At 69.1% G+C, this 22,314-nt stretch carries 24 protein-coding genes; 12 read left to right on the top strand and 12 right to left on the bottom strand.

Annotated elements, in window-relative coordinates; genetic code table 11:
* Window positions 1–13: 13 nt before the first annotated feature.
* From AC1IQ6_RS08505 to AC1IQ6_RS08490, 4 genes are all read right to left on the bottom strand, one after another.
* Window positions 14–805 (bottom strand): enoyl-CoA hydratase, encoded by a 792-nt coding sequence (locus tag AC1IQ6_RS08505; protein WP_485866148.1) that lies wholly within the window; start codon window positions 803–805, stop codon window positions 14–16.
* A gap of 11 nt (window positions 806–816) precedes the next feature.
* Window positions 817–1,788, bottom strand: a complete 972-nt coding sequence (locus tag AC1IQ6_RS08500; RefSeq protein WP_485866147.1) for a Bug family tripartite tricarboxylate transporter substrate binding protein — start codon at window positions 1,786–1,788, stop codon at window positions 817–819.
* A 19-nt stretch (window positions 1,789–1,807) separates the two neighbouring features.
* Complete coding sequence (locus AC1IQ6_RS08495; RefSeq protein ID WP_111827198.1) at window positions 1,808–2,989, bottom strand: CaiB/BaiF CoA transferase family protein; 1,182 nt, start codon at window positions 2,987–2,989, stop codon at window positions 1,808–1,810.
* Window positions 2,990–3,164: 175 nt separating this feature from the next.
* Window positions 3,165–3,593: a PaaI family thioesterase gene (locus tag AC1IQ6_RS08490; RefSeq protein ID WP_102772642.1), complete on the bottom strand. Its 429-nt coding sequence runs from the start codon at window positions 3,591–3,593 to the stop codon at window positions 3,165–3,167.
* A 78-nt stretch (window positions 3,594–3,671) separates the two neighbouring features.
* On the opposite strand from AC1IQ6_RS08490, the gene AC1IQ6_RS08485 reads away from it, so the two are divergent.
* Window positions 3,672–4,544, top strand: coding sequence for an NAD(P)-dependent oxidoreductase (locus AC1IQ6_RS08485; RefSeq protein ID WP_102772643.1), 873 nt, complete (start codon window positions 3,672–3,674; stop codon window positions 4,542–4,544).
* Between the two features lie 7 nt (window positions 4,545–4,551).
* Here AC1IQ6_RS08485 and AC1IQ6_RS08480 read toward each other — a convergent pair whose 3' ends face one another.
* The 4 genes from AC1IQ6_RS08480 to AC1IQ6_RS08465 all read right to left on the bottom strand — a co-directional run bounded on the left by AC1IQ6_RS08480 (window position 4,552) and on the right by AC1IQ6_RS08465 (window position 11,893).
* Entirely contained in the window at window positions 4,552–5,820 is a 1,269-nt protein-coding gene (locus AC1IQ6_RS08480) for an MFS transporter (protein ID WP_102772644.1), read from the bottom strand.
* A gap of 139 nt (window positions 5,821–5,959) precedes the next feature.
* A complete protein-coding gene (locus AC1IQ6_RS08475) occupies window positions 5,960–9,124 on the bottom strand; it encodes a CusA/CzcA family heavy metal efflux RND transporter (protein ID WP_485866146.1) in 3,165 nt (1,054 codons plus the stop codon).
* 14 nt (window positions 9,125–9,138) lie between these two features.
* Entirely contained in the window at window positions 9,139–10,620 is a 1,482-nt protein-coding gene (locus tag AC1IQ6_RS08470) for an efflux RND transporter periplasmic adaptor subunit (RefSeq protein WP_485866145.1), read from the bottom strand.
* A 16-nt stretch (window positions 10,621–10,636) separates the two neighbouring features.
* Window positions 10,637–11,893 carry a TolC family protein gene (locus AC1IQ6_RS08465; protein WP_485866144.1) on the bottom strand — a complete coding sequence of 419 codons (1,257 nt, stop codon included), beginning with the start codon at window positions 11,891–11,893 and terminating at the stop codon, window positions 10,637–10,639.
* Between the two features lie 248 nt (window positions 11,894–12,141).
* Here AC1IQ6_RS08465 and AC1IQ6_RS08460 point away from each other — a divergent pair, with 248 nt between their 5' ends.
* The 5 genes from AC1IQ6_RS08460 to AC1IQ6_RS08440 all read left to right on the top strand — a co-directional run bounded on the left by AC1IQ6_RS08460 (window position 12,142) and on the right by AC1IQ6_RS08440 (window position 16,245).
* Window positions 12,142–12,483 (top strand): DUF4148 domain-containing protein, encoded by a 342-nt coding sequence (locus tag AC1IQ6_RS08460; RefSeq protein WP_485866143.1) that lies wholly within the window; start codon window positions 12,142–12,144, stop codon window positions 12,481–12,483.
* A gap of 143 nt (window positions 12,484–12,626) precedes the next feature.
* On the top strand, window positions 12,627–13,316 hold the full coding sequence (locus AC1IQ6_RS08455) for a heavy metal response regulator transcription factor (RefSeq protein WP_111827196.1): 690 nt from the start codon (window positions 12,627–12,629) through the stop codon (window positions 13,314–13,316).
* Window positions 13,316–14,683: a heavy metal sensor histidine kinase gene (locus AC1IQ6_RS08450; protein ID WP_479731341.1), complete on the top strand. Its 1,368-nt coding sequence runs from the start codon at window positions 13,316–13,318 to the stop codon at window positions 14,681–14,683. The genes AC1IQ6_RS08455 and AC1IQ6_RS08450 overlap by 1 nt, the downstream gene beginning before the upstream one ends.
* An 82-nt stretch (window positions 14,684–14,765) precedes the next feature.
* Window positions 14,766–15,488, top strand: a complete 723-nt coding sequence (locus tag AC1IQ6_RS08445) for a 2OG-Fe(II) oxygenase (RefSeq protein ID WP_102772650.1) — start codon at window positions 14,766–14,768, stop codon at window positions 15,486–15,488.
* Complete coding sequence (locus AC1IQ6_RS08440) at window positions 15,475–16,245, top strand: 2OG-Fe(II) oxygenase (RefSeq protein WP_485866142.1); 771 nt, start codon at window positions 15,475–15,477, stop codon at window positions 16,243–16,245. The genes AC1IQ6_RS08445 and AC1IQ6_RS08440 overlap by 14 nt, the downstream gene beginning before the upstream one ends.
* A 15-nt stretch (window positions 16,246–16,260) precedes the next feature.
* Here AC1IQ6_RS08440 and AC1IQ6_RS08435 read toward each other — a convergent pair whose 3' ends face one another.
* Window positions 16,261–17,766: a tripartite tricarboxylate transporter permease gene (locus tag AC1IQ6_RS08435; RefSeq protein ID WP_102772652.1), complete on the bottom strand. Its 1,506-nt coding sequence runs from the start codon at window positions 17,764–17,766 to the stop codon at window positions 16,261–16,263.
* Between the two features lie 164 nt (window positions 17,767–17,930).
* Here AC1IQ6_RS08435 and AC1IQ6_RS08430 point away from each other — a divergent pair, with 164 nt between their 5' ends.
* The 5 genes from AC1IQ6_RS08430 to AC1IQ6_RS08410 all read left to right on the top strand — a co-directional run bounded on the left by AC1IQ6_RS08430 (window position 17,931) and on the right by AC1IQ6_RS08410 (window position 20,076).
* On the top strand, window positions 17,931–18,251 hold the full coding sequence (locus tag AC1IQ6_RS08430) for a BON domain-containing protein (protein ID WP_485866141.1): 321 nt from the start codon (window positions 17,931–17,933) through the stop codon (window positions 18,249–18,251).
* A gap of 55 nt (window positions 18,252–18,306) precedes the next feature.
* Window positions 18,307–18,582, top strand: coding sequence for a hypothetical protein (locus tag AC1IQ6_RS08425; RefSeq protein ID WP_485866140.1), 276 nt, complete (start codon window positions 18,307–18,309; stop codon window positions 18,580–18,582).
* Window positions 18,583–18,592: 10 nt separating this feature from the next.
* The gene (locus AC1IQ6_RS08420) at window positions 18,593–19,102 is read left to right on the top strand and encodes a CinA family protein (protein ID WP_485866139.1); all 510 of its coding nucleotides are present in this window, start codon (window positions 18,593–18,595) and stop codon (window positions 19,100–19,102) included.
* A gap of 89 nt (window positions 19,103–19,191) precedes the next feature.
* Window positions 19,192–19,752, top strand: coding sequence for a DUF4142 domain-containing protein (locus AC1IQ6_RS08415; RefSeq protein WP_485866138.1), 561 nt, complete (start codon window positions 19,192–19,194; stop codon window positions 19,750–19,752).
* A 117-nt stretch (window positions 19,753–19,869) separates the two neighbouring features.
* The gene (locus AC1IQ6_RS08410; RefSeq protein WP_308810270.1) at window positions 19,870–20,076 is read left to right on the top strand and encodes a DNA-3-methyladenine glycosylase; all 207 of its coding nucleotides are present in this window, start codon (window positions 19,870–19,872) and stop codon (window positions 20,074–20,076) included.
* A 7-nt stretch (window positions 20,077–20,083) separates the two neighbouring features.
* On the opposite strand, the gene AC1IQ6_RS08405 is transcribed toward AC1IQ6_RS08410, so the two are convergent.
* Complete coding sequence (locus AC1IQ6_RS08405) at window positions 20,084–20,281, bottom strand: hypothetical protein (protein ID WP_102772658.1); 198 nt, start codon at window positions 20,279–20,281, stop codon at window positions 20,084–20,086.
* Window positions 20,282–20,385: 104 nt separating this feature from the next.
* Here AC1IQ6_RS08405 and AC1IQ6_RS08400 point away from each other — a divergent pair, with 104 nt between their 5' ends.
* Window positions 20,386–21,471 carry a mechanosensitive ion channel family protein gene (locus tag AC1IQ6_RS08400; protein WP_111827187.1) on the top strand — a complete coding sequence of 362 codons (1,086 nt, stop codon included), beginning with the start codon at window positions 20,386–20,388 and terminating at the stop codon, window positions 21,469–21,471.
* Here AC1IQ6_RS08400 and AC1IQ6_RS08395 read toward each other — a convergent pair.
* Together AC1IQ6_RS08395 and AC1IQ6_RS08390 are read right to left on the bottom strand one after the other, a co-directional pair.
* Complete coding sequence (locus tag AC1IQ6_RS08395) at window positions 21,462–21,860, bottom strand: PRC-barrel domain-containing protein (protein WP_102772660.1); 399 nt, start codon at window positions 21,858–21,860, stop codon at window positions 21,462–21,464. The genes AC1IQ6_RS08400 and AC1IQ6_RS08395 overlap by 10 nt on opposite strands.
* Before the next feature lie 37 nt (window positions 21,861–21,897).
* Window positions 21,898–22,227, bottom strand: a complete 330-nt coding sequence (locus AC1IQ6_RS08390) for a four-helix bundle copper-binding protein (protein ID WP_209166056.1) — start codon at window positions 22,225–22,227, stop codon at window positions 21,898–21,900.
* Between the last annotated feature and the right edge of the window lie 87 nt (window positions 22,228–22,314).

Genomic DNA, 22,314 nt, shown 5'->3' with positions numbered 1-22,314 from the left:
GGCGCGCGCCGGCTCAGGATTTCGCGCGGCGCTTGTTTTCCAGGAACTCGTTCATGAATTTCTGGGGCTCGCCGGTGTTGAAGGCGGCGCCGAATTCCGCGACGCTGTCCTCGATCGCTTCGTCCACCGACATCGTCTCCCAGCGGCGCAGCAGCTTTTTCTGCTGGCGCAGCGCGGCCGGCCCGAGCGCGGCGAAGCCTTCGGCCAGCTTGCGCACGGCGCCGTCCAGTTCGGCCTCGGGCACGGCGGCGTTGACCAGGCCCCAGTCGAGCGCGCGGCGGGCGTCGATCAGTTCGCCGGTCAGCAGCATCCAGGCGCTGTTGGCCGCGCCGATCAACGGCGGCATGAGCGCGGCGTGGATCACGGACGGGATGCCCACCTTGACTTCGGGCATGCCGAACTGCGCGTGGTCGGCGCAGATGCGCAGGTCGCAGGCCAGCGCGAATTCCAGGCCGCCGCCCAGGCACCAGCCCGGAATGCGGGCGATGACGGGAACCGGGAAATGGCGCACGGCGTTGCACAGGTCGCGCAGGTTCGAGATGAAGCGCCGCGCCTTCGCCTCGTCCAGCGCCGCCATTTCGGCGATGTCGGCGCCGGCCACGAAGGCGCGGTCGCTGGCGCCGCGCAGCACCAGCACGCGCACCGAGTCGTCTTCGCGCAGCCGCGCCAGCGCTTCGCGCAGGCCGTCGATGACCGGGGTGCTCAGGATGTTCAGGACGCCGGCGTCCTGCATGGTCAGGGTGGCGATGCCGCCGGCCTCGATCTCGGCGCGGGCATGGGCGACTTCAAAGGTTCTGGTGTTCATGGGATCTCCTCTTACTGCATTTTCTCGAATTTGATGTCGGCCACCACGCTTTGCCAATGCTGGTTGGACTTGGCGATCAGCGCGCCGAACTCCTCGCGCGACATGGGGCTGGGCACGGCGCCCTGGCGTTCGATGGCGGCGACCGTGTCGGGGTCGGCCAGCGCCGCGCGCACGGCCTGGTTCAGCTTGTCCAGCACGGGCTCGGGCACGCCCGCCGGCGCGGCCAGGCCGAACCAGGACGGGTTGTTCATGGCAGGCAAACCGGCCTCGGCGTAGGTCGGCACGTCCGGCAGCACCTTGAGCCGCTGCTTGGCGGCCACGGCCAGCGGGCGCAGGCGCTCGCCCTGGATCAGCGGGTAGGACGACGGAATATTGTCGAACACGACCTGCACTTGTCCAGCCACCAGGTCGTTGAGCGCCGGACCCAGGCCCTTGTAGGGCACGTGCAGCATGCGGGTGCCGGTGGTCTTGAGGAACAGTTCGCCGTTCATATGGCTCAGGCCGCCGTTGCCCGAGGAGCCGAAGGCGTACTTGTCCGGGTTGGCCTTGAGCAGCTGCAGGAAGGAAGCCAGGTCCCGGGCCGGCAGCGTCGGGTTCACGACCAGCACGTTGGGCACGTCGGCCAGGTTGCTGATCGGGGCGAAATCCTTGACGGGGTCGTAGGAACTCCTGGCGTAGACGTTGGGATTGACGGCGTGCGAGCTTTCCACCGCCATCACCAGGGTGTAGCCGTCGGCCGGCTGCTTGGCCGCGTAGGCCGAGCCGATGTTGCCGCCGGCGCCCGGACGGTTCTCGATGATGACGGATTGGCCGAGCCGCTCGCCCAGCTTGTTGCCGACCACCCGCGCGATGATGTCGGTGGTGCCGCCCACCGCGTAGGGCACGACCAGCCGGATCGGCCGGTCGGGGTATTCGGCGGCGGCCATCGCGGGCGCGGCCAGGCAGGCGCACAGCGCCGCCACGTGGAATTTTATGGATTTCATGGTTGTCTCCTCGGTTGAATCATCTGGTGGGGGAATCCGGCAGCACGCTTGCGGTGTGCTCGCCCAGCAGTGGCGGCGCCGCGCCCAGGGCCTCGGGCGGGGAGCCGGCCAGCAGCGGATTGCGCACCAGGCGCAGCTCGCCCAGCCTGGGATGCACGGCGGTCTGCACCAGGCCGCGGTGCTGCACCTGCGGATGCGCGAACACTTCGTCCAGCGTGTGGATCGGCCCCCAGGGCACGCCGGCCGCGTCGAAGGCGTCGGTCCAGCGCTTGCGCGGGGCGGCGGCCAGGGTCTGCGCGATCAGCGGGCGCAGGCCGTCCATGTGCGCCAGGCGCGCGCTGTTGGTGGCGTAGCGCGCATCGGCCGCCCATTCGGGATGGCCGGCCACGCCGCAAAAGCGCGCGAACTGGCCGTCGTTGCCGATGGCCAGGATGAGGTGGCCGTCGGCGCAGGCGAACACCTCGTACGGGGCGCAGTTGGGATGGGCGTTGCCGCTGCGCTGCGGGGCCACGCCGGACACCAGGTAGTTGGCGCCCTGGTTGGCGTTGAGCGCCACCGCCACATCCAGCAGGCAGATGTCCAGCGGCATGCCGCGGCCGGTCCGGTCGCGCTGGCGCAGCGCCGCCAGCACGGCGGAGGTGGCGTACATGCCGGTCATCAGGTCCACCACCGCCACGCCGGTGCGCAACGGCCCGGCGCCCGGCGTTCCGTCGGGTTGTCCGGTGTAGCTCATGAGGCCGCCCATGCCCTGGAACACGTAGTCGTAGCCGGGCTTGCCGGCCAGCGGACCGGACTGGCCGTAGCCGGTGATGGACAGGTAGATGAGACGCGGATTGATGCGCGCCAGCGAGTCGTAGTCCAGGCCGTACTTGCGCAGCCCGCCCGCCTTGTAGTTCTCGACCAGCACGTCGGCGCCGGCGGCCAGTTCGCGCACGCGGGCCGCGCCCGCTTCGGTGGCGAAGTCGATGGCCACCGATTGCTTGCCGCGGTTGCAGGCCATGAAATAGGCCGACATCGACGCCTGGCCGTCGGCCGAGCGCAGGTCGGGCGGGCCCCAGCCGCGGGTATCGTCGCCGCGCTCCGGGTGTTCCACCTTGATGACCTCGGCGCCCATATCCGCCAGGTTCTGCGTGCACCAGGGGCCCGCGAGTATGCGGGAGAGGTCCACGACTTTCACGCCCCGCAAGGCCGTGTGCAGCATAGTGTCTCCGTGATTGAAACGATCCGGAAAATTATGCTGGCCCGCTCGCGCGGCGAGGAGTCGAATGTTTCGAACGCTGCGTTCGTCGGCGTTCAAACGGCGCGTCCGGCCCTATGGGACGGCGCGCCGCCTTGGTCCGGCGCGAACGCCGGCTTCGAATCTTTCGTATGGCGTCTCAGCCGTCCGAGGCCGGCGTCTTGGCGGCGCGCACCGCGAACACCGCGTTGGCCTTGAGCATGACGCGGCCTTCGACCTGCAGCCGGCAGGTGGCGTAGATCAGGCGCTTACCCTGCTTGTCGATCTGCACGTGGGCCTCGAGCCAGTCGCCGGGCCTGACCGGATTCAGATACTCGACCGACATCTGCACGGTGACCACCGACACCTGCCCCTGCTGCGCGATGGTGTAGCCCAGCGCGCTGTCGGCCAGGGTGGCCAGCAGCCCGCCGTGGGCGATGCTGTGCATGTTGGTGTGCGCCTCGTCCAGGCGCAGGGCCAGCACGCAGTCGGCGTCGCGCTTGTACAGCGCGCCGAGCTCGGCCAGGTGGGTCATGAAGGGACTGCTCGGGCGCCAGGGCTCGAAACCGGAAGGAACTTGGGCTGTCATGTGAAGGCCGGGTCTGAGTGGGAGTCGGAGTAAGATTTACACGATAACCAACACCCTAACAAGGCAGGAGCAGTAAAGATGGCGAAAGTCGGCATGGTTGGAATCGGCCTCATGGGCCATGGCATCGCGAGCAATCTGGTCAAGCACGGTCATGCGCTGACGGTGCTGGAGCACCCGGGCAACCAGCCGCTGGACGCGCTCAAGGCCGCCGGCGCCGCCAGCGTCACCGACGGCGCCACGCTGGCGGCGCAGTCCGACGTGATCATCCTGTGCGTCACCGGCAGCCCGCAGGTCGAGGCCGTGCTGCTGTCGCCCGGCGGCGTGCTCGAAGGCCTGCGGCCCGGCACGGTGATCATCGACTGCTCCACCGCCATCCCCTCCTCCACCGAGAAAGTGGCGCAGGCCGTGGTCCAGGCCGGCGGCCGCTTCCTGGACGCGCCCATGACCCGCACCCCCAAGGAAGCCGCCGAAGGCCGGCTCAACCTGCTGGTGGGCGGCGACGCCGCGCTGTTCGAGGAGTGCAGGCCGCTGCTGGCCTGCTTCGCCGAGAACATCACGCACGCCGGCCCGGTCGGGGCCGGCCACCGCATGAAGCTGCTGCACAACTATGTGTCGCTGGGCGTGGTGGCGCTGCTGTCGGAAGCGGCCGCCTGCGCGCTGCGCGCCGACATCGATCCGGCCGTGTTCGCCGACGTGCTGGCCAAGGGCGGCGGCGGCGGCGTGGCGCTGGAGCGCATCAAGCCCTACCTGCTGGAGCAGGACCCGTCCTCGCTGCGCTTTTTCATGTCGAACGCGCAGAAAGACCTGTCCTACTACAACACCATGGCCGCAGAGACGGGCGCGGTGCGCGAGATCGGCGCGGCGGTGCAGCACACCTTCGACCAGGCCGTGACGCAGGGCGGCGGCGAGCGCTACGTGCCCGAACTGGTTTCGCTGCTGAAAGACCGCTAGCCGCGCTTCAGCGCCCGCCGGCCGCGGCAGCCTGCCCGGCCAGCAGGCCGCGGGCGGGCAGGCGCAGCGAGATCAGCGCCGCCGCCAGCAGCAGCGCGCCGGCCGAGCCGAAGGCCACCCAGTGCGTGCCGAAGGTTTCATAGGCCCAGCCGCCCAGCCATGAACTGATCATGCCGCCGACCTGGTGGCCCAGGTAGGTCAGCCCGTACAGCACGCCCACCAGGCGGATGCCGTAGACGTCGGCCAGGATGGCCGAGGACAGCGCGATGCTGCCGGCCCACGCGATGCCGCCGATGGTGGCCGCCCCGTACAGTTCCCAGTCCGCGCCCACCATGACCAGCGCGAAGAAGCCCAGCCCGCGCACCAGGTAGATGGTGGCCAGGATGTTGCGCCGTTCCACCTGGTCCGACAGCCGGCCCAGCACCAGCGTGCTGAAGATCGCCACCAGGCCGATCAGGCCGATGCCCAGGGAGCTGGTGGTGGCGTCGAAGCCGTGGTCCATCAGCATGGGCACGCCGTGCGTGCCCAGCAGGTTCATGCTGAAACCACAGGCGAACAGGCCCAGCGCCACCTGCCAGAAAGGCAGCGTGCGCAGCGCGCCGCGCACGTCGGGCGCGGCGCGTGCGGGCGCGGGCTTGGCGGCAGCCGCCTTGTCGACGATCTGGTGAGGCAGCAGGTCGGCGTGCTCGGGCGCCTCGTCGCGCATGATGAAAAGCGTCATCGGCACCGTCATCAGCGCGAACAGGACCGCGAAGCCCAGCATGGTTTCCTTCCAGCCCACGGCGGAGATGGCGAAAGTCAGGGCCGGCGTCATCAGCGCGATGCCGGCCATCGAACCGGTGGACAGGAAGAACAGGGCCATGCCGCGCTGGCGCGTGAACCAGCGGCTGATCACCGGCGTCAGCGCCACCGGGCTGGTGAAGGCCAGGCCGATGGACAGGGCCACGCCGAAGGACAGCAGGAATTCGATGGGCCCGCCGGCGAACACCGTCCAGATGCACGAGGCCACCACGATCGCGGTTCCGGTCAGCAGCACGAAGCGCGTGCCGCGCGTGCTGACCAGGTAGCCGGCCAGCGGCATGCCCAGTCCATAACAGAGCATGCCGACGGCCACGATGCCGGACAGCATGCTGCGCGTGAATCCCAGGCTCTCGGCCATGGGCAGGAAGAACGGCCCGATCGCCATGCGCAGCCCGACGGTCAGCAGGGTGAGTACCGCAGCGGCGCCAACGATGTTCCAGCCGAAATACCAGCCGCGCGGCTGTTGCTTGTCCACGTGTGTCTCCTCGTCATCTTCTTATGGCCGCCCGCGCAAGGCGGCTTGGGCCGGCGGATGCCGGCCCGCGTCATATTACTCCCGGAGATATGCGCCGGCGGCGCGGGGGCTGGAAAAGCTGTCCGGTGACCGGCCGCGCCTATTCCCGGCGGGCCGCGTCCGCCAGTTCCAGCTCCTCGGCGTCGTTCCTGTGCGCCAGGCGGTACAGCGCCGGCAGCACCAGCAGCGTCAGAATGGTGGAGGAGATGATGCCGCCGATCACCACCGTGGCCAGCGGGCGCTGGACTTCGGCGCCGGTGCCGGTGGCGATGGCCATGGGCACGAAGCCCAGCGAGGCCACCAGCGCCGTCATCAGCACCGGGCGCAAACGCGTCAGGGCGCCGATGCGCACGGCCTGGCCGACGGATTTGCCTTCTTCGCGCAGGCCGCTGATGAACGACAGCATGACCAGGCCATTGAGCACCGCCACGCCGCACAGCGCGATAAAGCCCACCGCCGCGGTGATGGACAGGGGGATGCCGCGCAGCCACAGCGCGATCACGCCGCCGGTCAGGGCGAACGGAATGCCGGTGAAGACCAGCAGGCCGTCCTTGACGTTGCCGAACATGGCGAACAGCAGCGCGAACACCAGCAGCAGCGCCGCCGGCACCACGATCTGCAGGCGCTCGGCCGCGGACTGCAGCTGCTCGAAGGTGCCGCCCCACGAGGTCCAGTAGCCGGCCGGGATCTCGACCCGCTCGCCGATGGCCGCGGTGGCCTCGGACACGAACGAGCCCAGGTCGCGGCCACGCACGTTGGCGCTGACCACGATGCGGCGCTTGCCGTCCTCGCGCGAGATCTGGTTGGGTCCCGGCGCCAGGTCGAAGCTGGCCACCTCGCTCAACGGGATGTAGCTCGCCTGGGCCTGCCCTTCCTGCCTGGGCAGCGCCACCGGCAGCTTGCGCAGCGCCGCCAGGTTTTCGCGCACCGATTCGGGCAGGCGCACCACGATGTCGAAGCGCCGGTCGCCCTGGAAGTAGGTGCCCGCCTCGCGCCCGCCCACGGCGATGGCCAGGGTGTCCTGCACGTCCGCCAGGCTCAGCCCGTAGCGCGCCGCGCGGGCGCGGTCGATATTGACCGTCAGCATGGGCAGGCCGGTGGTCTGCTCGACCTTGACCTCGGACGCGCCCGGAATGCCTTGCAGCACTTCCGCGATCTCGGCGGCGGTCGCGTTCAGCACCTCGTTGTCGTCGCCGAACACCTTGACCGCCACGTCGCTGCGCACGCCCGAGATCAGTTCGTTGAAGCGCAGCTGGATGGGCTGGGAGAATTCGTAGTTGTTGCCCGGCACCTGGGCCGCCGCCTCCTGGATGGCCGCCAGCAGCTCGGCCCGGGTCTTCTTGGGGCTGGGCCACTGGTCCATGGGCTTGAGCATGATGTAGCCGTCCGAGATGTTGGGCGGCATGGCGTCGGAGGCGATCTCGGCCGTGCCGGTGCGCGCGAACACGCGTTCTATCTCGGGAAACTGGTCCTTGAGCCGCTTTTCCAGCTGCTTCTGCATTTCGACCGACTGCGTCAGGCTGGTGCCCGGGATGCGCAGCGCCTGGATGGCCATGTCGCCCTCGTTCAGGCTGGGCACGAACTCGCTGCCCATGCGGGCCGCCAGCACGCCGCACAGCACCACGAACACGGTCGCGCCGGCCAGCACGGCCGGGGTGCGGCGCAGCGCGGCTTCGAGCAGCGGCTCGTAGCGCCGCCTGGCCCAGGCCATCAGGCGGTTTTCCTTTTCCACGACGTGCCTGCCCATGAACAGCGCCACCGCCGCCGGCACGAAGGTGACCGACAGGATCATCGCGCCCAGCAGCGCCAGCACCACGGTCAGCGCCATGGGATGGAACATGCGCCCTTCCACTCCGCTCAGGGCGAAGATCGGCAGGTACACGACCATGATGATCAGCTGGCCGAAAAGCAGCGGACGGCGCGCCTCGCGCGCGGCGGCGAAGACCTCGTGGAAGCGTTCGCCGCGCGTCAGCGGCCTGCCGTGGTGCGCCTGCGCGTGGCTCAGGCGCCGCACGCAGTTCTCCACGATGACCACCGCGCCGTCGACGATGATGCCGAAGTCCAGCGCGCCCAGGCTCATCAGGTTGGCGCTGACCTTGTAGCTCACCATGCCGGTGAAGGTGAACAGCATGGACAGCGGGATGATCATGGCCGTGATCAGCGCCGCGCGGATGTTGCCCAGGAACAGGAACAGGATGACGATGACCAGCGCCGCGCCTTCCAGCAGGTTCTTCTTGACCGTGGCGATGGCCTTGTCGATCAGGTTGGTGCGGTCGTAGACCGTCACCGCCTGCACGCCGGCCGGCAGCGACTTGTTGATGGCTTCGAGCTTGGCGGCGACGGCCTGCGACACGGCGCGGCTGTTCTCCCCGATCAGCATGAAGACCGTGCCCAGCACCACTTCCTCGCCGTTGCTCGTGGCCGCCCCGGTGCGCAGTTCGCGCCCGATGGATACCTCGGCCACGTCGCGGATGCGGATGGCCTGGCCCTGCACGGTCGCGAGCACCACGTCTTCGATGTCCTGCATCGAGCGCACCTGGCCCGGCGCGCGGATCAGGTACTGCTCGCCCTTGCGTTCGATGTAGCCGGCGCCGATGTTGGCGTTGTTGCGGTCCAGCGCGGTCATGATGTCGGTCAGCGCCAGGCCGTAGGAGGCGAGCTTTTCGGTGCTGGGCGCGACCTGGTATTCCTTGGCGAAGCCGCCGATGGCGTTGATCTCGGTGACGCCGGCAATGTTGCGCAGCTGCGGCTTGATGACCCAATCCTGGATCTCGCGCAGGTCCATGGGGGTGTAGGGCGTGCCGTCGGGCTTGCGCGCGTCGTCGGCCGCCTCCACCGTCCACAGGTAGATCTCGCCCAGCCCGGAGGAGATCGGCCCCATGGTGGGCGTGATGCCTGCGGGCAGGTTTTCCCTGGCCTCCTGCAGACGCTGGTTGACCAGCTGGCGGGCGAAATAGATGTCGGTGCCGTCCTCGAAAATGACGGTCACCTGGGACAGCCCGTAGCGCGACAGCGAGCGCGTCTGCTGCAGGCCCGGCAGGCCCGCCATGACGGTCTCGATCGGATAGGTCACGCGCTGCTCGGTCTCCAGCGGCGAGTAGCCCGGCGCGCCGGCGTTGATCTGCACCTGCACGTTGGTGATGTCGGGCACGGCGTCGATGGCCAGCCGCGAGTAGTTGTACACCCCGATGGCGGCCATGCCCAGGGTGACGAAGAGCACCAGCCATCGCTGCTCGATGGCGAAGCGGATCAGGCGTTCGAACATGTTCCGCCCCCGCCTCAGTGCGCGTGCTCGGCGCTGGCCTTGCCCAGCTCCGACTTGAGGACGAAGGTGTTCCTGGCGGCGTAGCGCGCGCCCGGCGCAAGGCCCGACAGCACCTCGACGCGCTTGTCGGAAGCCTTGCCCAGCGCCACGGGCTGGACCAGGAAGCCGCCCGGCACTTCGACGAACACGACCGGCTCGTTGTCTACCGTCTGCACCGCGTCGGCGTCCACCGTGACGGCGGCGTCCGCGGTCCTGGTCACCACGTCGACGGACACGAACAGCCCCGGCCGCCAGGCCATGTCGGGGTTCTCCAGCGTGACCCGCGCCGTGGCGGTGCGGGTCTGCTGTCCCAGCAGCGAGCCGATGTACGACACCGTGCCGGCCGCCTTGCCGTCGAAGGCGGCCGACGACACCGTGGCCGCTTCTCCCACGCGCACGTCGTGCAGGTCCTTGGGCGCGATCACGAATTCGGCCCACACGGTGCGCAGGTCCGACAAGGTGAAGATATTGGCGTTCTCCGGCAGGGCCTCGCCCAGCGCGATGTGCTTTTCCACCACCACGCCGTCGAACGGCGCACGGATCTCCAGGCTGCCCAGGTCCTTCGAGCGTGTCGCCGCGCCCACCGTGCGCAGCTTCTGCTCGGCGTTCTGCACCGCGATCTCGGCCTCCTGCAGCGCGGTGCGCGCGGCCTGGTAGTCCTGCTCGGCGGACACCTTCTCCTGCCACAGGCGCTGCTCGCGCCTGTGGGTCTGCGCGGCCAGGTCGCGGCGCTTGACCGCCGCCAGCCATTCGCTGCGCAGCTCCGACAGGGCCGTGCTGGACAGCACCGCCAGGAGCTGGCCCTTGGCGACCTGCTCGCCCAGGTCGGCCGACACGCTTTGCACCACGCCGGCCATGCGCGGCACGACGTGGGCGGTGCGGTCCGCGTTGAACTTGATCTCGCCCGGGAACTGCACCGACGAGGTCAGGGCCGCCGGCTCGGCGACCGCCGTCCCGATGCCGGCGATCGCGATCTGCTCGGCCGACAGCGGGATTTTTCCTTCTTCCTTGTCAAGCACCGCGCGCACCGCGCCGCCGCCCGCCCAGGACACCGTGGCTTCGATTTCAAAGAAATGCGGCTCCCCGATAGGCTGCTCGCTCACCAGCGCGTCCGCCTCCCGGGTGAAGCTCAGCCGCTCGGGCGCGGCGTACGGACGGCGCAATTCCGCCGTGACGGCGAGGTCGGCCGCGGCAACCGGCTTGTCCTTCTGGTAGCCGCGCAGCTTCAGGCGCGCGCGCCCGCCCCGTTCCTCCAGCAGCAGCTCGACGCTGCGCTCGCCGTCGCGGGTCAGCTCGCCGCCCTGGGGCCCGGCTTCGGCCTTTTCGTGTCCGTGGCCGGCCTCGCCGTCTTCCGCCGCGGCCTGCGCCAGCGGGGCCAGCAGCAGGGCCGCATACAGGCTGGCCGCCGCCGCCGCGGCCCGCATCGGGAAGATTCGTTTGTTTTTCTGCTGTGCCATCTCTTTAGTACTCGTTTCAACGTCCCAGAATGCGGTCGATGTCCGCGGAGGCCTGATATACGGAGGCCAGCACCGTCAGGTAGGCGATGTTTCCGTCCGACAAGGTCCGCTGCGCGTCCAGCACCTCCAGAAAGCCGAACTTGCCCGCCTCGAATCCTTTGCGCGCGGCGTCATACGCCTGCGCCGCGCCCGGCAGCACCGCCGAGCGGTAATCGCGCGCGGCGCCGACCGCCAGGTCGAAGCGCGTCACGGCCTGCAGCAGTTCGGCGGTCAGCGAGGCCTGCAGCTCGCGGTACAGGTCCTGCGCCTTGTACGACTGCATGGTGGCGGCGTAGACGTTGCCCTGGTTGCGGTCGAACAGCGGCAGCGGAATGGAGACGCCCAGCTGGGCCTTGTTGCGGCCGGCCTCGTTGTCGCGCGCCACGCCCGCGCTCAGCGTGATGTCGGGATAGCGCTTGCTTTTTTCGACTTCGAGCTGGGCGCGGCCCAGGTCCACGGCCAGCTTGCCGCCGGCCAGCTTGGGCGAGGCCGCGAGCGCGGCGCGCAATTCGTCCAGCGACGCGCGCTCGGGCAGCGTGTCCAGGTTCCCGCCCACACTGGCGAATGCCGGTTCGGCTTCGCCCCACAGCAGGGCCAGCTTGCGGCGCGCGCCCAGCAAGGCGGCCTGCGCCTCGCGCGCTTCGATCCGCGCGCTGGCCAGCGCCACCTGCGCCTTGGAGCCCTCCAGCGGCGGCGCCTTGCCCGCCGCCACGCGCCTTTCGGCCAGGCGCAGCGCGTCGCTGGCGATGTCCACGCTGCCGCGCGTGACGCGTACGGACTCCTGCGCCACCGCCACGTCGAAGAAGGCCGCGATCACCGCGGCCCGCAGGCTTGCGCGCGAGTCCGCCACGTCCTGCTCCGCGATATCCCGCGACAGGCCGGCCGCCTTGATCCGGGCGGCGCGCTTGCCGCCGGTCTCGACCGGCACGTTGAGCATGGCGGTGGTGGTGCGCGTGGCCTTTTGCGTGTCGTCCACGCTCACGTCGATGGACGGGTTGGGCAGCACGCCGGCCTGGGTCAGCAGGCCGCTGCTGGCGGCGGCCTCGTTGCGGGCCGCGGACAGGCCGGGATTGCGCTCCAGCGCATAGGCCAGGGCGCGCTCCAGCGTCAGCGCGGCGCCTTCGTCGGCCGCGGTTGCAGCAATGGCGTTTCGGGCGCCGCCCGTTTCCTGCCCCGACGCCGGGGCGGTGATCATCAGCGCCGCCAACGTCAGCGGCAATACGGATAAGCGCATGGATTCAAGGAAGAGAGCTTTCGGAACGAGGAAATTACGATCCGGCAATGTATCCAAGCGTCCTCGTCAATCGACCGACAGAAAAATGACATTTCTGTCAGCTTCGCGCGCCTTACGAAAACGTAATCAGGGCGTCTGCCAATTGACAGGCTGGACTCCGTAGAGTGTCACCGTCGATTAACAAATCGCGTGTATAGGCCGGCCGGGCAGAACCCGGGCAGGCCACCGCCTCAACCAAGGAGCTACTCATGAGAACCCACGCCCTGTCCGCCATCGCCGCCCTGGCTGCGGCGTTTGCCCTGCCGCTGGCCGCCAACGCGTCCGGCGTCTGGCATCAGACCGATACCGAAATCGGCTACGCCATCGCCCCCGAGCACGCCGCGGGCGACAAGACCCGCGCGCAGGTGCAGAGCGAACTGGCCGCGGCCAAGGCCGACAAGGCGCAGTGGTATCTGGCCAACCTGAACGCCGCCAAGCCGGGCTGGGCCAGGCAAGGCACCTCCCGCACCCGCGAGGACGCATTGGCCGAACTGCGCGCCGTCACGCCGGCCGAGCGCGCGCGCCTGGCCGAGATCTACACCCCCGGCTGATCCCCGGGGACGGGCGGCATGGCCGCCCGCCTTTTTTCCGGCCGCCGCGCCCGATGCGGGCGCGGCGCGCTTTTCAGTGTCGACAGGCCCTAGAATAAGGGCAGAGAATTCGGGGACTTCCACGCACCTTTTTTCCAGCCGATATGAAAGTACTCGTAATCGAAGACGAAAAAAAACTCGCCGAGTACCTGCGGCGCGCGCTGAGCGAACATAACTATGTGGTCGACGTGGCCCAGGACGGGGTCACCGGGCTGCACCTGGTCCGCGAAGGCCAATACGACCTGGTGTTGCTGGACGTGATGCTGCCGGCGATGGACGGCTTCACCGTGCTCGCCGAGATCCGCAAGACCAGCCGCGTGCCGGTCCTGATGCTGACCGCCCGCGACAAGCTCGAAGACCGCGTCAAGGGCCTGCGCGACGGCGCCGACGATTACCTGGCCAAGCCCTTCGCCCTGTCGGAACTGCTGGCGCGCGTGCTGGCCCTGGGCCGGCGCAGCGGCCACGCCCAGGCCGAGACCGTCGGCCAGAACGTGCTGCGCATCGAGGGCCTGGAGCTGGATCTGCTACGCCGGCGCGCCACGCGCGACGGCGTGCGGCTGGACCTGACCGCAAAAGAGTTCACGCTGCTGGCGCTGCTGATGCGCAAGCAGGGCGAAGTCCTGTCGCGCCTGGAACTGGCCGAGCAGGTGTGGGACATCAATTTCAACAGCAACACCAACGTGGTCGAAGTCGCGATCCGGCGGCTGCGCGGCAAGGTCGACGAACCCTTCGACAAGAAGCTGCTCCATACCGTGCGCGGCATGGGGTACGTGCTGGAACCGCGGAGCGATTGATGCCCGGGTGGCGTCCCAAGTCGCTGCGCCGCTGGCTGTCGCGCTGGCTGGCGGTCCAGACCTTCGTCGCGCTCGGGCTGGTATGCGCGGCGGTCTACTACGCGACCAACGTCAATCTGATCAACCGGCAGGACGCGCTGCTCGAGCAGAAGGTGGCGGTCGTGCGCCATCTGGTCGAGGAAAACGCCGCCAGCCAGGACACCACCCGCCTGCGGCACAAGCTGAGCGACTTCTTCTACGGCCGGCCGGACTTTTCCCTGGTGCTGGAGATCGAAGGCGAAAAGGTCTACTACGGCAGTCCGATAGCCGGCAACGGCGACGGCACGCACGAGCGCCGCATCGCGTTCTCGCTGCCCCACCCGGGCGCGCCCGGCGACGCCCTGAACGCGGAGCTGGTGCTGGACATCAGTTCCGACCTGCGCCTGCGCCACGCCCTGGCCTGGACGCTGTTCGCCTGCGCGCTGGCCGGCGCGATCGTGGTGGCGGCGGTGGGCACGCTGCTGGTGCGCAAGGGTCTGGCGCCGCTGGACGAACTGGCGCGGCAGGCCGCGCAACTGTCGCCCGACCGCATCGGCGAGCGCCTGGACGAAAGCGGGCAGCCCCGCGAGATCCAGCCGCTGGTGCGCCAGTTCAATGCCGTGCTGCAGCGCCTGGAGCGCGCCTACGTGCAGATGGAAGGCTTCAACGCGGACGTCGCCCACGAGATGCGCACGCCGCTGGCGACGCTGATCGGTGAGACCGAGCTGGCGCTCAGCACCCGGCCTTCCGTGCAGGCCCTGCGCGAGACGCTGGGGTCCAACCTCGAAGAACTGCAGCGCATCGCCAGCATCGTCAACGACATGCTGTTCCTGTCGCAGGCCGACCGGGGCGCGCAGGCCCGGGGCGCGTGGCAGCGCAGCCTGGCCGAGATCGTGCGGGAAGTGACCCAGTACCACGAAGCCGAGGCGCTGGACGCCGGCGTCGAGCTGTCCGTCACGGGCGACGCCTCGGCCCTGGTCGACCGCAAGCTGTTCCAGCGGGCGGTGTCCAACCTGGTGTCCAACGCGGTGCGCTACGCCGACCGCGGCAGCGTCATCGAAGTCGAGATCTCGCGCGGCGCGCCCGCCGACGGCGCTCCCGGCGAAGTGCTGATCGCCGTGCGCAACACCGGCGAGCCCATCGCGCAGGAACATCTGCCGCGGCTGTTCTACCGCTTCTACCGCAGCGATTCGGCGCGAGAGTTCGACGCCAACCATCATGGCCTGGGCCTGGCCATCGTCGCGGCCATCGCCCGCATGCACGGCGGACGCAGCTACGCCAGCTCGTCGCAGCGGCTCACGACCATAGGCTTCAGCATCGTGATGGCGCCGCCCGCCGGCGCCGCGTAGCCGCCCATGGCAAGATCCGGAGTCCCAGGCGCGCGCGCCGGATCTACACTGGCCGCATGTATCCGACATCCCGCGACAGACCATGACCGGCAGCCTGGAAGCCCTCCACGGCGCGCTTGCGCAACAGGATTGGCAGGCCGCCACCTGCTCGCTCGACCGCCACGGCAACGCGGTGCTGCCGCGGCTGCTGGACCCGGAACAATGCCGGGCGCTGGCGGCGCTGTATCCGCGTGCCGACGGCTACCGGTCGCGCGTCGTCATGGCCCGCCACGGCTTCGGCCGCGGCGAATACAAATACTTTTCCTATCCGCTGCCGCCGCTGGTCGAGGCCTTGCGCCATGCGCTTTATGCGCGGCTGGCGCCCGTCGCCAACCGCTGGAACCGCGAGCTGGGCATCGGCGTGCAGTATCCGCCCACGCTCGATGAATTCCTGGCGCGCTGCCACGACGCCGGCCAGCGCCTGCCCACGCCGCTGATCCTGCAGTACCGCGCCGGCGACTACAACTGCCTGCACCAGGACCTGTATGGCGAACACGTGTTTCCCCTGCAGGCCGCCATCCTGCTGTCCGAGCCGGGCGCAGACTTCAACGGCGGCGAATTCGTGATGACGGAAACCTGCGCCGGCCGCCAGGTGGCGCAGGTGGTGCCGCTGCGCCAGGGCGACGCGCTGGTGTTCACGGTCAACCAGCGGCCCGTGCCCGGCCGGCGCGGCGGCGCCCGCCGCGCCGCCATGCGCCACGGCGTCAGCCAGCTGCTGGACGGACGCCGGCATACGCTGGGAGTGATCTTCCATGACGCGCGCTGACGCCGTGCAGACCGAACTGCCGCTGCATGCGGCGGACGGCCCTGCCCCGCGGATCGAACTGGCCGGCAGCGCGCCGGCCATCGACGCGCTGGACTGGGACGCCATCGCCGCGCAGCTCGACGCGCAAGGCTATGCCCTGCTGCCGGGATGGCTGGCGCCCCCGCAGGCGCGCGCGCTGCGCGCGGCGACGGCCGGCCTGCGGCGCACGGACTTGGCCCGCGAGGACCTGGGCCTGGGCGAACGCTACGTATTCGCGGCGGAGCCGCTGGCGGCGCTGGCGGCGTGGCGCGACGCGCTGTACCGCCACCTGGTCCCCATCGCCAACCGCTGGAACGCGCGCATGGATTGCGCCCAGCGCTACCCGGACGAGCTGGCGCAATTCCTGGATCGCGGGCGGCGGGCGGGGCAGAGCCGCGCGCAGTCCTGCCTGAACCTGCTGCGCACGGACGGCTACATGGCGCTGCAGCGGCACGACGCCGGCGCGCACGTGTTTCCGCTGCAATGCATCGCGCTGCTGTCCGAACCGGACGAGGAATTCACCGGCGGCGAGTTCGTGATGACGGAGCAGCGCCCGCGTATGCAGACGCGGCCCATGGTGCTGCCGCTGCGCCTGGGCGACGCGGCGCTGATCGCCACGGCGCAGCGGCCGGTCAGCGGCGCGCGCGGCGACTACCGGGTCAGCCTCAAGCACGCCATCAGCCGCGTTCGCAGCGGCGAGCGCGCCGGGCTGGAACTGTTGTTCCACGACGCGCCCTGACCCGCCGCCGGCGCGTCAATCCTCTTCGACGAAGGCCTCTTGGCGCTTCTTGCGGATGTTGGGCAGCGCCACCAGCACCACCAGCACCACCGCCGCTCCCAGCAGCGAGGCCGAAAGCGGCCGTTCCACGAAGGTCAGGAAATCCCCGCGCGACAGCAGCAGCGCGCGGCGGAAGTTCTCTTCCATCATGGGCCCCAGCACCAGGCCCAGCAGCAGCGGCGCGCCTTCGCACTTCAGCTTGCTCCAGACATAGCCCACCACGCCGAAGACCGCCGTCATGTAGAGATCGAAGGTGTTGTAGTTCAGCGAATACACGCCGATGGTGCAGAACACCAGGATGGCCGGAAACAGAATGCGGTAAGGCACTTTCAGCAACTTGACCCACAGCCCCACCAGCGGCAGGTTCAGCACCACCAGCATCAGGTTGCCGATCCACATCGAGGCGATCAGCCCCCAGAACAGGTCCGGATGGCTGGTCATGACCTGCGGACCGGGCTGGATGTTATGGATGGTCATGGCCCCGACCATCAGCGCCATGACCGCATTGCCGGGAATGCCCAGCGTCAGCAGCGGAATGAAGGACGTCTGGGCGCCCGCGTTATTGGCCGACTCCGGTCCCGCCAGGCCGGCCGGATGGCCCTTGCCGAAGCGTTCCGGCTCGCGCGAGAGCTTTTTCTCCAGCGTGTAGGACGCGAAGGCCGACAGCACCGAGCCGCCGCCCGGCAGGATGCCCAGCATCGAGCCGACCGCCGTGCCGCGCACGATGGCCGGCGCGGCTTCGCGCATTTCCTGCTTGTTCGGATACAGCGAGCCGACCTTGTCGGTGATCTCGACGCGCTTGTCCTTGAGCTCCAGGTTGTTCATGATTTCGGCGAAACCGAACACCCCCATGGCGACGATGGCGAAGTTGATGCCGTCCTGCAGTTCCGGGATGCCGAAATCGTAGCGGGCGACGCCGGAGTTCACGTCCGTGCCCACCAGGCCCAGCAGCAGGCCCAGCAGGATCATGCAGATCGCCTTGATCAGCGCGCCGGAGGCCAGCACCACGGCGCCGACCAGGCCCAGGCACATCAGCGAGAAGTACTCGGCCGGGCCGAACTTGAACGCGACCTCGGCCAGCGGCGGCGCGAACGCCGCGATCAGCATGGTGGCCACGGTGCCGGCGAAGAAGGAACCGACGGCGGCCAGCGACAGCGCCGCCCCGCCGCGCCCGTTGCGCGCCATCTGGTGGCCGTCCAGCACGGTGACCACGGCCGATGTCTCGCCTGGCAGGTTGACCAGGATGGCGGTGGTGGACCCGCCATACTGCGTGCCGTAGTAGATGCCGGCCAGCATGATCAGGCCGGCGACCGGCGGCAGCACGTAAGTGATCGGCAGCAGCATGGCGATCGTGGGCACCGGCCCCAGCCCGGGCAGCACGCCCACCAGCGTGCCCAGCACGCAGCCCAGCAGCGCATACAGCAGGTTCTCTGGCGTGAACGCCACGGAGAACCCCTGCATGAGGTGTTCTAGCAATTCCATCCCCGCTCCTTCATTCGCTTAAATCAAGCTGAAAAGATCGTAATACGATATAAAAACCAGAGGAATCCGGGTTTTTCCCAGGCGGCGCCCGGCTGCGGGTATGCGAGTTGCTCGCCAGGCGGGCGACGGCAATACGGCCGTCCCTGCACTAAGGAGCGTCACTCATGGTCAGACCATCCCTACTCCAAGGCCTGGGCGCGGCAATGCTGGCCCTGGCGCTGGGCGGCTGCGCGGCCCAGGACGGGCAGCGCAGCACCGGCCAGTACACCGACGACGTCGCCACCACCGCGCGCGTGCGCGAGGCGCTGGTGAAAACGCCCAACCTGAGGTCGAACACCATCCAGGTGGAGACCTACCGCGGCGTGGTCCAGCTCAGCGGCTTCGCCGACGACGAAGACAGCGCGGCCTCCGCCGTGGGCGCGGCGCGCGGCGTGGCGGGCGTGAAGGAGATCCGCAACAACATCCAGATACGCAATCCCCAATAGCGCGGCACGGCGCTTGCTGCTTGCGCGATGGACCCAGCCTATCCGGAGACCCGCCATGCCCCGAACGCCCGCCCCCTCCCTGCCAGACCCCGAGATCGAAGAATCCAGCCGGCCCGACCTGGGGCCCAGCGATTCGTCGGACTCGGCCAGCGACCTGCCGCGCGAGCTGGTCCATACCGACAGCGACGCGCAAGGCACGGGCGATCGCGAAAGCGCCAATCCGCGCGACCGCGGCCATGAAGGCGCGGACATCGAGACCGACCACGTCACCGACGCGGAGCGCGCCGGCGTGTCGCGCCGCCCGCCCGATCCGGTGCGCAACGGCGGCTAGCGCGGCCGCCATGGATACGATCGAACGCGTCGCCGTCTTCATGCGCGAGCACGCGCTGACGCTGGTTACCGCCGAGTCGTGCACCGCCGGGCTGATCGCGGCCACGCTGGCCGACGTGCCCGGGGCCGGCTCGCTGCTCGATTGCGCGTTCGTGGTCTATACGCCCGAGGCCAAGATGCGCTGCCTGGGCGTATCGGCGCGCACGCTGGCGCGGCACAACCTGACCAGCGAGGCGGTGGCCAGGGAAATGGCGCTGGGCGCCGCGCAGCGCAGCCCGGCGCGGGTGGCCATCTCGAACACCGGCGTCACCGACGGCATAGATGGCGAGATCCCCGCCGGCACGCAGTGCTTCGCGTGGGTATTCAAGGCTGGCGCAGCCGACGCGGCGCCGGCCGTGCGCACCGAAACCCGGCGCTTCGACGGCAGCCGCAACGCCATCCGCGAGGCCAGCGCCCGCTACGCCCTGGTCCGGCTGGCCGAGCACTACGCCGAACTGGTTGGAGCCGCCCCGCCGCGCTGAAGCGCAGGTGCCTCCAGGCACAGCGATTGCTGGCCTATCGGCGGCACTCCTGTCCCATCGGCGCACTGCGCCCTCATATGGAGGTTCACATGAAAACCCGCCACCTGACAGCCACCCTTCTCGCCTCGCTGACGCTGGCCGCGGCCCACGCGGCGCAGGCGCAGACCGCGCCCACGGCCCCGCCGACGGCGCCGGAAGCCAGGCTGGACAGCGCCGACCGCGATTTCCTGGAAAACGCGGCCCAGGCCGGCAACCTGGAAATCGCCGGCAGCAAGCTTGCCCTCGAAAAAGCCCAGGACCCGGACGTCAAGGCGTTCGCCCAGAAGATGATCAACGAGCATGGCAAGGCCGGCCAGGAACTGGCCACGCTGGCCAAGAGCAAGGGCTACGACGCGCCGACCGATCCCTCGCTGGTGCAGCAGGCCAAACTCAAGGCGCTGGGCCTGCGCGACGACAGCTTCGACAAGGCTTACGTCGATGAAATCGGCGTCTCCGCGCACCAGGACGCGGTCAAGGAGTTCGAGGAGGCCTCCAACGAGGCGAAGGACCCGGACGTCAAGCAGTTCGCCACGCAGACCCTGCCGGTCCTCCAGCAGCACCTCGAAGCCGCGCAAGCCCTGCAGCAGCGCTTCAACGCTGCCAAGAAGTAAGCGCCGGTCCGGCCGGACCGCTTCCATGGGGAAGCGCCGGCGCGCGGACAGCGGGCGTGAATGACAACGGGCTAGCCGCGGGACACGTATATGGATCGTGAGGAACTACTGGCACAGATGATCGCCACCCCAGCGGCCGATCGGAGCTTTCATGAATGGCCCGAGGTGCTGGCCAATTACGCCCAGTGCCTGGCGCAGCTCGCCCCCAGACTGCGGCCCGAGGAGCTGGACAGCCTGGTGCAGGCCGGCGCGGACTTCTATCGCACGCTGGCCCGCGCCGAACAATACCGGCGCACCTCCGTATGGGATGAACCGCCCGGCTGACCGCGGCCTAGAACCTGCGGCGGTAGGCCTGCTGCACATATTGCCTCAGCTCCGCCTCGGTCGAGGACGCTTCAGCCGCCTGCTCCTCCGGGACCAGCAGGCGGCGGGCGGCTTTGAGCGTGCGCTGCGCCCTGCGTTCGCCCTCGCTCAGGTCGACGGCGTCGGCGGCGGGCGGGGCCGTCGCATTGTGCTCGAGTGGGTTCATGGCCATGCTCCGAACGGCGGGAATGCCGCTTTCGTGCGCAACAGCAAGCCGCATGCCCGCCCGCGCCCCGCCCCGGCGGCACGGCGCTTGCTGCGCCGACGGGCATGTACGCAGACTGGCTTTCCGGCATCCCGGCATTTTCCGATCATCCGCTGTTGCGCTGGGCCTTCGCTCTCACGCTGGGCGCGGCGCTGTTCTTCGCGATCGGCGCGGCGCTGCGCCTGCTGCGCGCCCGCCTGCAGCGGCCCGCCGCCAGGCCGCTGATGCGCGCCGTGGCCCAGGTTCTGCAGCGCACCAGCCATTTCGTGCTGCTGGTGATGGCGATACTGATCAGCGCCGAAATCGCCGCCGCGCCCATGCCCTGGAGCGGCCGCAACGCCCAGCACCTGTGGTTCGTGGTGCTGGCCCTGCAGCTCGCGCTGTGGCTGGACCGGGCGGTGGACGTGGGGCTGGAGCAGGCGCTGGCCTCGCGCGGACAGGTCAATACCGTCACGGCCACGCTGTTCCGCTTTCTGCTGCGCACGCTGGTGTGGATCGTCGCCCTGCTGGCCATGCTGGACAACCTCGGGGTCAACATCACCGCGCTGGTGGCCAGCCTGGGCATAGGCGGCGTGGCGGTCGCGCTGGCCGTGCAGACCATACTGAGCGACCTGTTCGCGTCGATCTCGATCGGGCTGGACAAGCCCTTCGAGGCGGGCGACTTCATCGTGTTCGGCCAGGTCGCCGGCAGCATCGAGCACGTCGGCCTGAAGACCACCCGCATCCGCAGCCTGGGCGGCGAGCAGATCGTCTGCTCCAACACCGAGCTGCTCAAGCAGACGATCCAGAATTACAAACGCATGCAGCAACGGCGCATCGTCTTTACCGTGCGCGTCACCTACCAGACGGACGTGGAGCGCGCGGCCGCGGTGCCCGGCCTGATACGCGCGCAGATCGAGCGCCAGCCGGACACCCGCTTCGACCGCGCGCACCTGGCGCGCTTCGGCGACAACGCGCTGGAGTACGAAGCCGTCTATTACGTGATGACGGCCGACTACAACCGCTACATGGATATCCAGCAGGAGATCAACCTGGGCATCATGCGCGAGCTGGAGGCCGCGGACATCGCGCTGGCGCTGCCCGAGCGCCTGGTACACATAACGAGGCGGGGCGGCCCCGCCGCCCCGCCGCAACCGCCTGCCTACCAATAGGGGTCCTGCTTGTAGTACTGGTGCAGGTCGCGCGCCCAGCTTTCGTCGGCCATCCTGGGCCAGTTGTCCTTGTCGAAACCCGGCGCGTTCTTCAGCACTTCCTTGTCGACATTGAGGATGAAGCACTTGCGGTCCGTATCCAGCGTCAAGGCGGACCATGGAATGGCGTACAGCTTGTCGCCCATGCCCAGCACCCCGCCGCGCGACAGCACCGCGTAGGCGACGCGGCCACGCGGCACGTCGATCATGATGTCCTTGATCGAGCCCAGCTCTTCGCCGGCGGCGTTGTACACGTCATTGCCTTCCAGCGTGTCGGCCGCCATGATTTCGGGACCCGGGCCGGTGGCCGATTGCTTGGGACCGCCGACGATATTGGTTTGTTGCTCCATTGCCTTTCTCCTATGCGGGGCCTATCCCCAGGTTGCACTACGCCATCTTTTCGCAGGCCTGCGCGCACTGGCGGCACGCCTGCTCGCATTCGTCCATGCCGTCCAGGCCGGCGCAGCTTTCGGCGCAGGCCTTGCACAGCTGCGCGCAGGCCGCGCAGACGCGGCCGTGCTGCTCGACGCCGATCAGCATGGTGTGGGCGGCCGCGCGGCAGATTTCCGCGCAGGCCATCATCAGCCGGAAGTGATCCGGCTCGACATGGGCGCCGCCGGCCTCCAGGCAGTGCTGCGAGGCCGTCTGCAGACAACTTCGATAGCACTCCAGGCAGCGGCTGATGCACTGCTCCATGTCTACATCGGTACTGGTCATTACGTCCTCCTTGCGATGCGATCGGGTTGCGGACTGCCCCATCCAGCAAACCGCGTGCCCGCGTGCGCGACCGTCGTCGCGAGGCTG

Source organism: Achromobacter sp. MUI-25009338, assembly GCF_057359325.1.
Note: the sequence above shows the minus strand (reverse complement) of the source record. Positions and strands in the feature narration are given on the sequence as shown.

What these genes read in the sequence shown, in the direction of transcription:
- AC1IQ6_RS08505 (WP_485866148.1), bottom strand. Translation starts at nt 805, where the DNA reads ATGAACACCAGAACCTTTGAAGTCGCCCATGCCCGCGCCGAGATCGAG.
- AC1IQ6_RS08500 (WP_485866147.1), bottom strand. Translation starts at nt 1,788, where the DNA reads ATGAAATCCATAAAATTCCACGTGGCGGCGCTGTGCGCCTGCCTGGCC.
- AC1IQ6_RS08495 (WP_111827198.1), bottom strand. Translation starts at nt 2,989, where the DNA reads ATGCTGCACACGGCCTTGCGGGGCGTGAAAGTCGTGGACCTCTCCCGC.
- AC1IQ6_RS08490 (WP_102772642.1), bottom strand. Translation starts at nt 3,593, where the DNA reads ATGACAGCCCAAGTTCCTTCCGGTTTCGAGCCCTGGCGCCCGAGCAGT.
- AC1IQ6_RS08485 (WP_102772643.1), top strand. Translation starts at nt 3,672, where the DNA reads ATGGCGAAAGTCGGCATGGTTGGAATCGGCCTCATGGGCCATGGCATC.
- AC1IQ6_RS08475 (WP_485866146.1), bottom strand. Translation starts at nt 9,124, where the DNA reads ATGTTCGAACGCCTGATCCGCTTCGCCATCGAGCAGCGATGGCTGGTG.
- AC1IQ6_RS08470 (WP_485866145.1), bottom strand. Translation starts at nt 10,620, where the DNA reads ATGGCACAGCAGAAAAACAAACGAATCTTCCCGATGCGGGCCGCGGCG.
- AC1IQ6_RS08465 (WP_485866144.1), bottom strand. Translation starts at nt 11,893, where the DNA reads ATGCGCTTATCCGTATTGCCGCTGACGTTGGCGGCGCTGATGATCACC.
- AC1IQ6_RS08460 (WP_485866143.1), top strand. Translation starts at nt 12,142, where the DNA reads ATGAGAACCCACGCCCTGTCCGCCATCGCCGCCCTGGCTGCGGCGTTT.
- AC1IQ6_RS08455 (WP_111827196.1), top strand. Translation starts at nt 12,627, where the DNA reads ATGAAAGTACTCGTAATCGAAGACGAAAAAAAACTCGCCGAGTACCTG.
- AC1IQ6_RS08450 (WP_479731341.1), top strand. Translation starts at nt 13,316, where the DNA reads ATGCCCGGGTGGCGTCCCAAGTCGCTGCGCCGCTGGCTGTCGCGCTGG.
- AC1IQ6_RS08445 (WP_102772650.1), top strand. Translation starts at nt 14,766, where the DNA reads ATGACCGGCAGCCTGGAAGCCCTCCACGGCGCGCTTGCGCAACAGGAT.
- AC1IQ6_RS08440 (WP_485866142.1), top strand. Translation starts at nt 15,475, where the DNA reads ATGACGCGCGCTGACGCCGTGCAGACCGAACTGCCGCTGCATGCGGCG.
- AC1IQ6_RS08435 (WP_102772652.1), bottom strand. Translation starts at nt 17,766, where the DNA reads ATGGAATTGCTAGAACACCTCATGCAGGGGTTCTCCGTGGCGTTCACG.
- AC1IQ6_RS08430 (WP_485866141.1), top strand. Translation starts at nt 17,931, where the DNA reads ATGGTCAGACCATCCCTACTCCAAGGCCTGGGCGCGGCAATGCTGGCC.
- AC1IQ6_RS08425 (WP_485866140.1), top strand. Translation starts at nt 18,307, where the DNA reads ATGCCCCGAACGCCCGCCCCCTCCCTGCCAGACCCCGAGATCGAAGAA.
- AC1IQ6_RS08420 (WP_485866139.1), top strand. Translation starts at nt 18,593, where the DNA reads ATGGATACGATCGAACGCGTCGCCGTCTTCATGCGCGAGCACGCGCTG.
- AC1IQ6_RS08415 (WP_485866138.1), top strand. Translation starts at nt 19,192, where the DNA reads ATGAAAACCCGCCACCTGACAGCCACCCTTCTCGCCTCGCTGACGCTG.
- AC1IQ6_RS08410 (WP_308810270.1), top strand. Translation starts at nt 19,870, where the DNA reads ATGATCGCCACCCCAGCGGCCGATCGGAGCTTTCATGAATGGCCCGAG.
- AC1IQ6_RS08405 (WP_102772658.1), bottom strand. Translation starts at nt 20,281, where the DNA reads ATGAACCCACTCGAGCACAATGCGACGGCCCCGCCCGCCGCCGACGCC.
- AC1IQ6_RS08400 (WP_111827187.1), top strand. Translation starts at nt 20,386, where the DNA reads ATGTACGCAGACTGGCTTTCCGGCATCCCGGCATTTTCCGATCATCCG.
- AC1IQ6_RS08395 (WP_102772660.1), bottom strand. Translation starts at nt 21,860, where the DNA reads ATGGAGCAACAAACCAATATCGTCGGCGGTCCCAAGCAATCGGCCACC.
- AC1IQ6_RS08390 (WP_209166056.1), bottom strand. Translation starts at nt 22,227, where the DNA reads ATGACCAGTACCGATGTAGACATGGAGCAGTGCATCAGCCGCTGCCTG.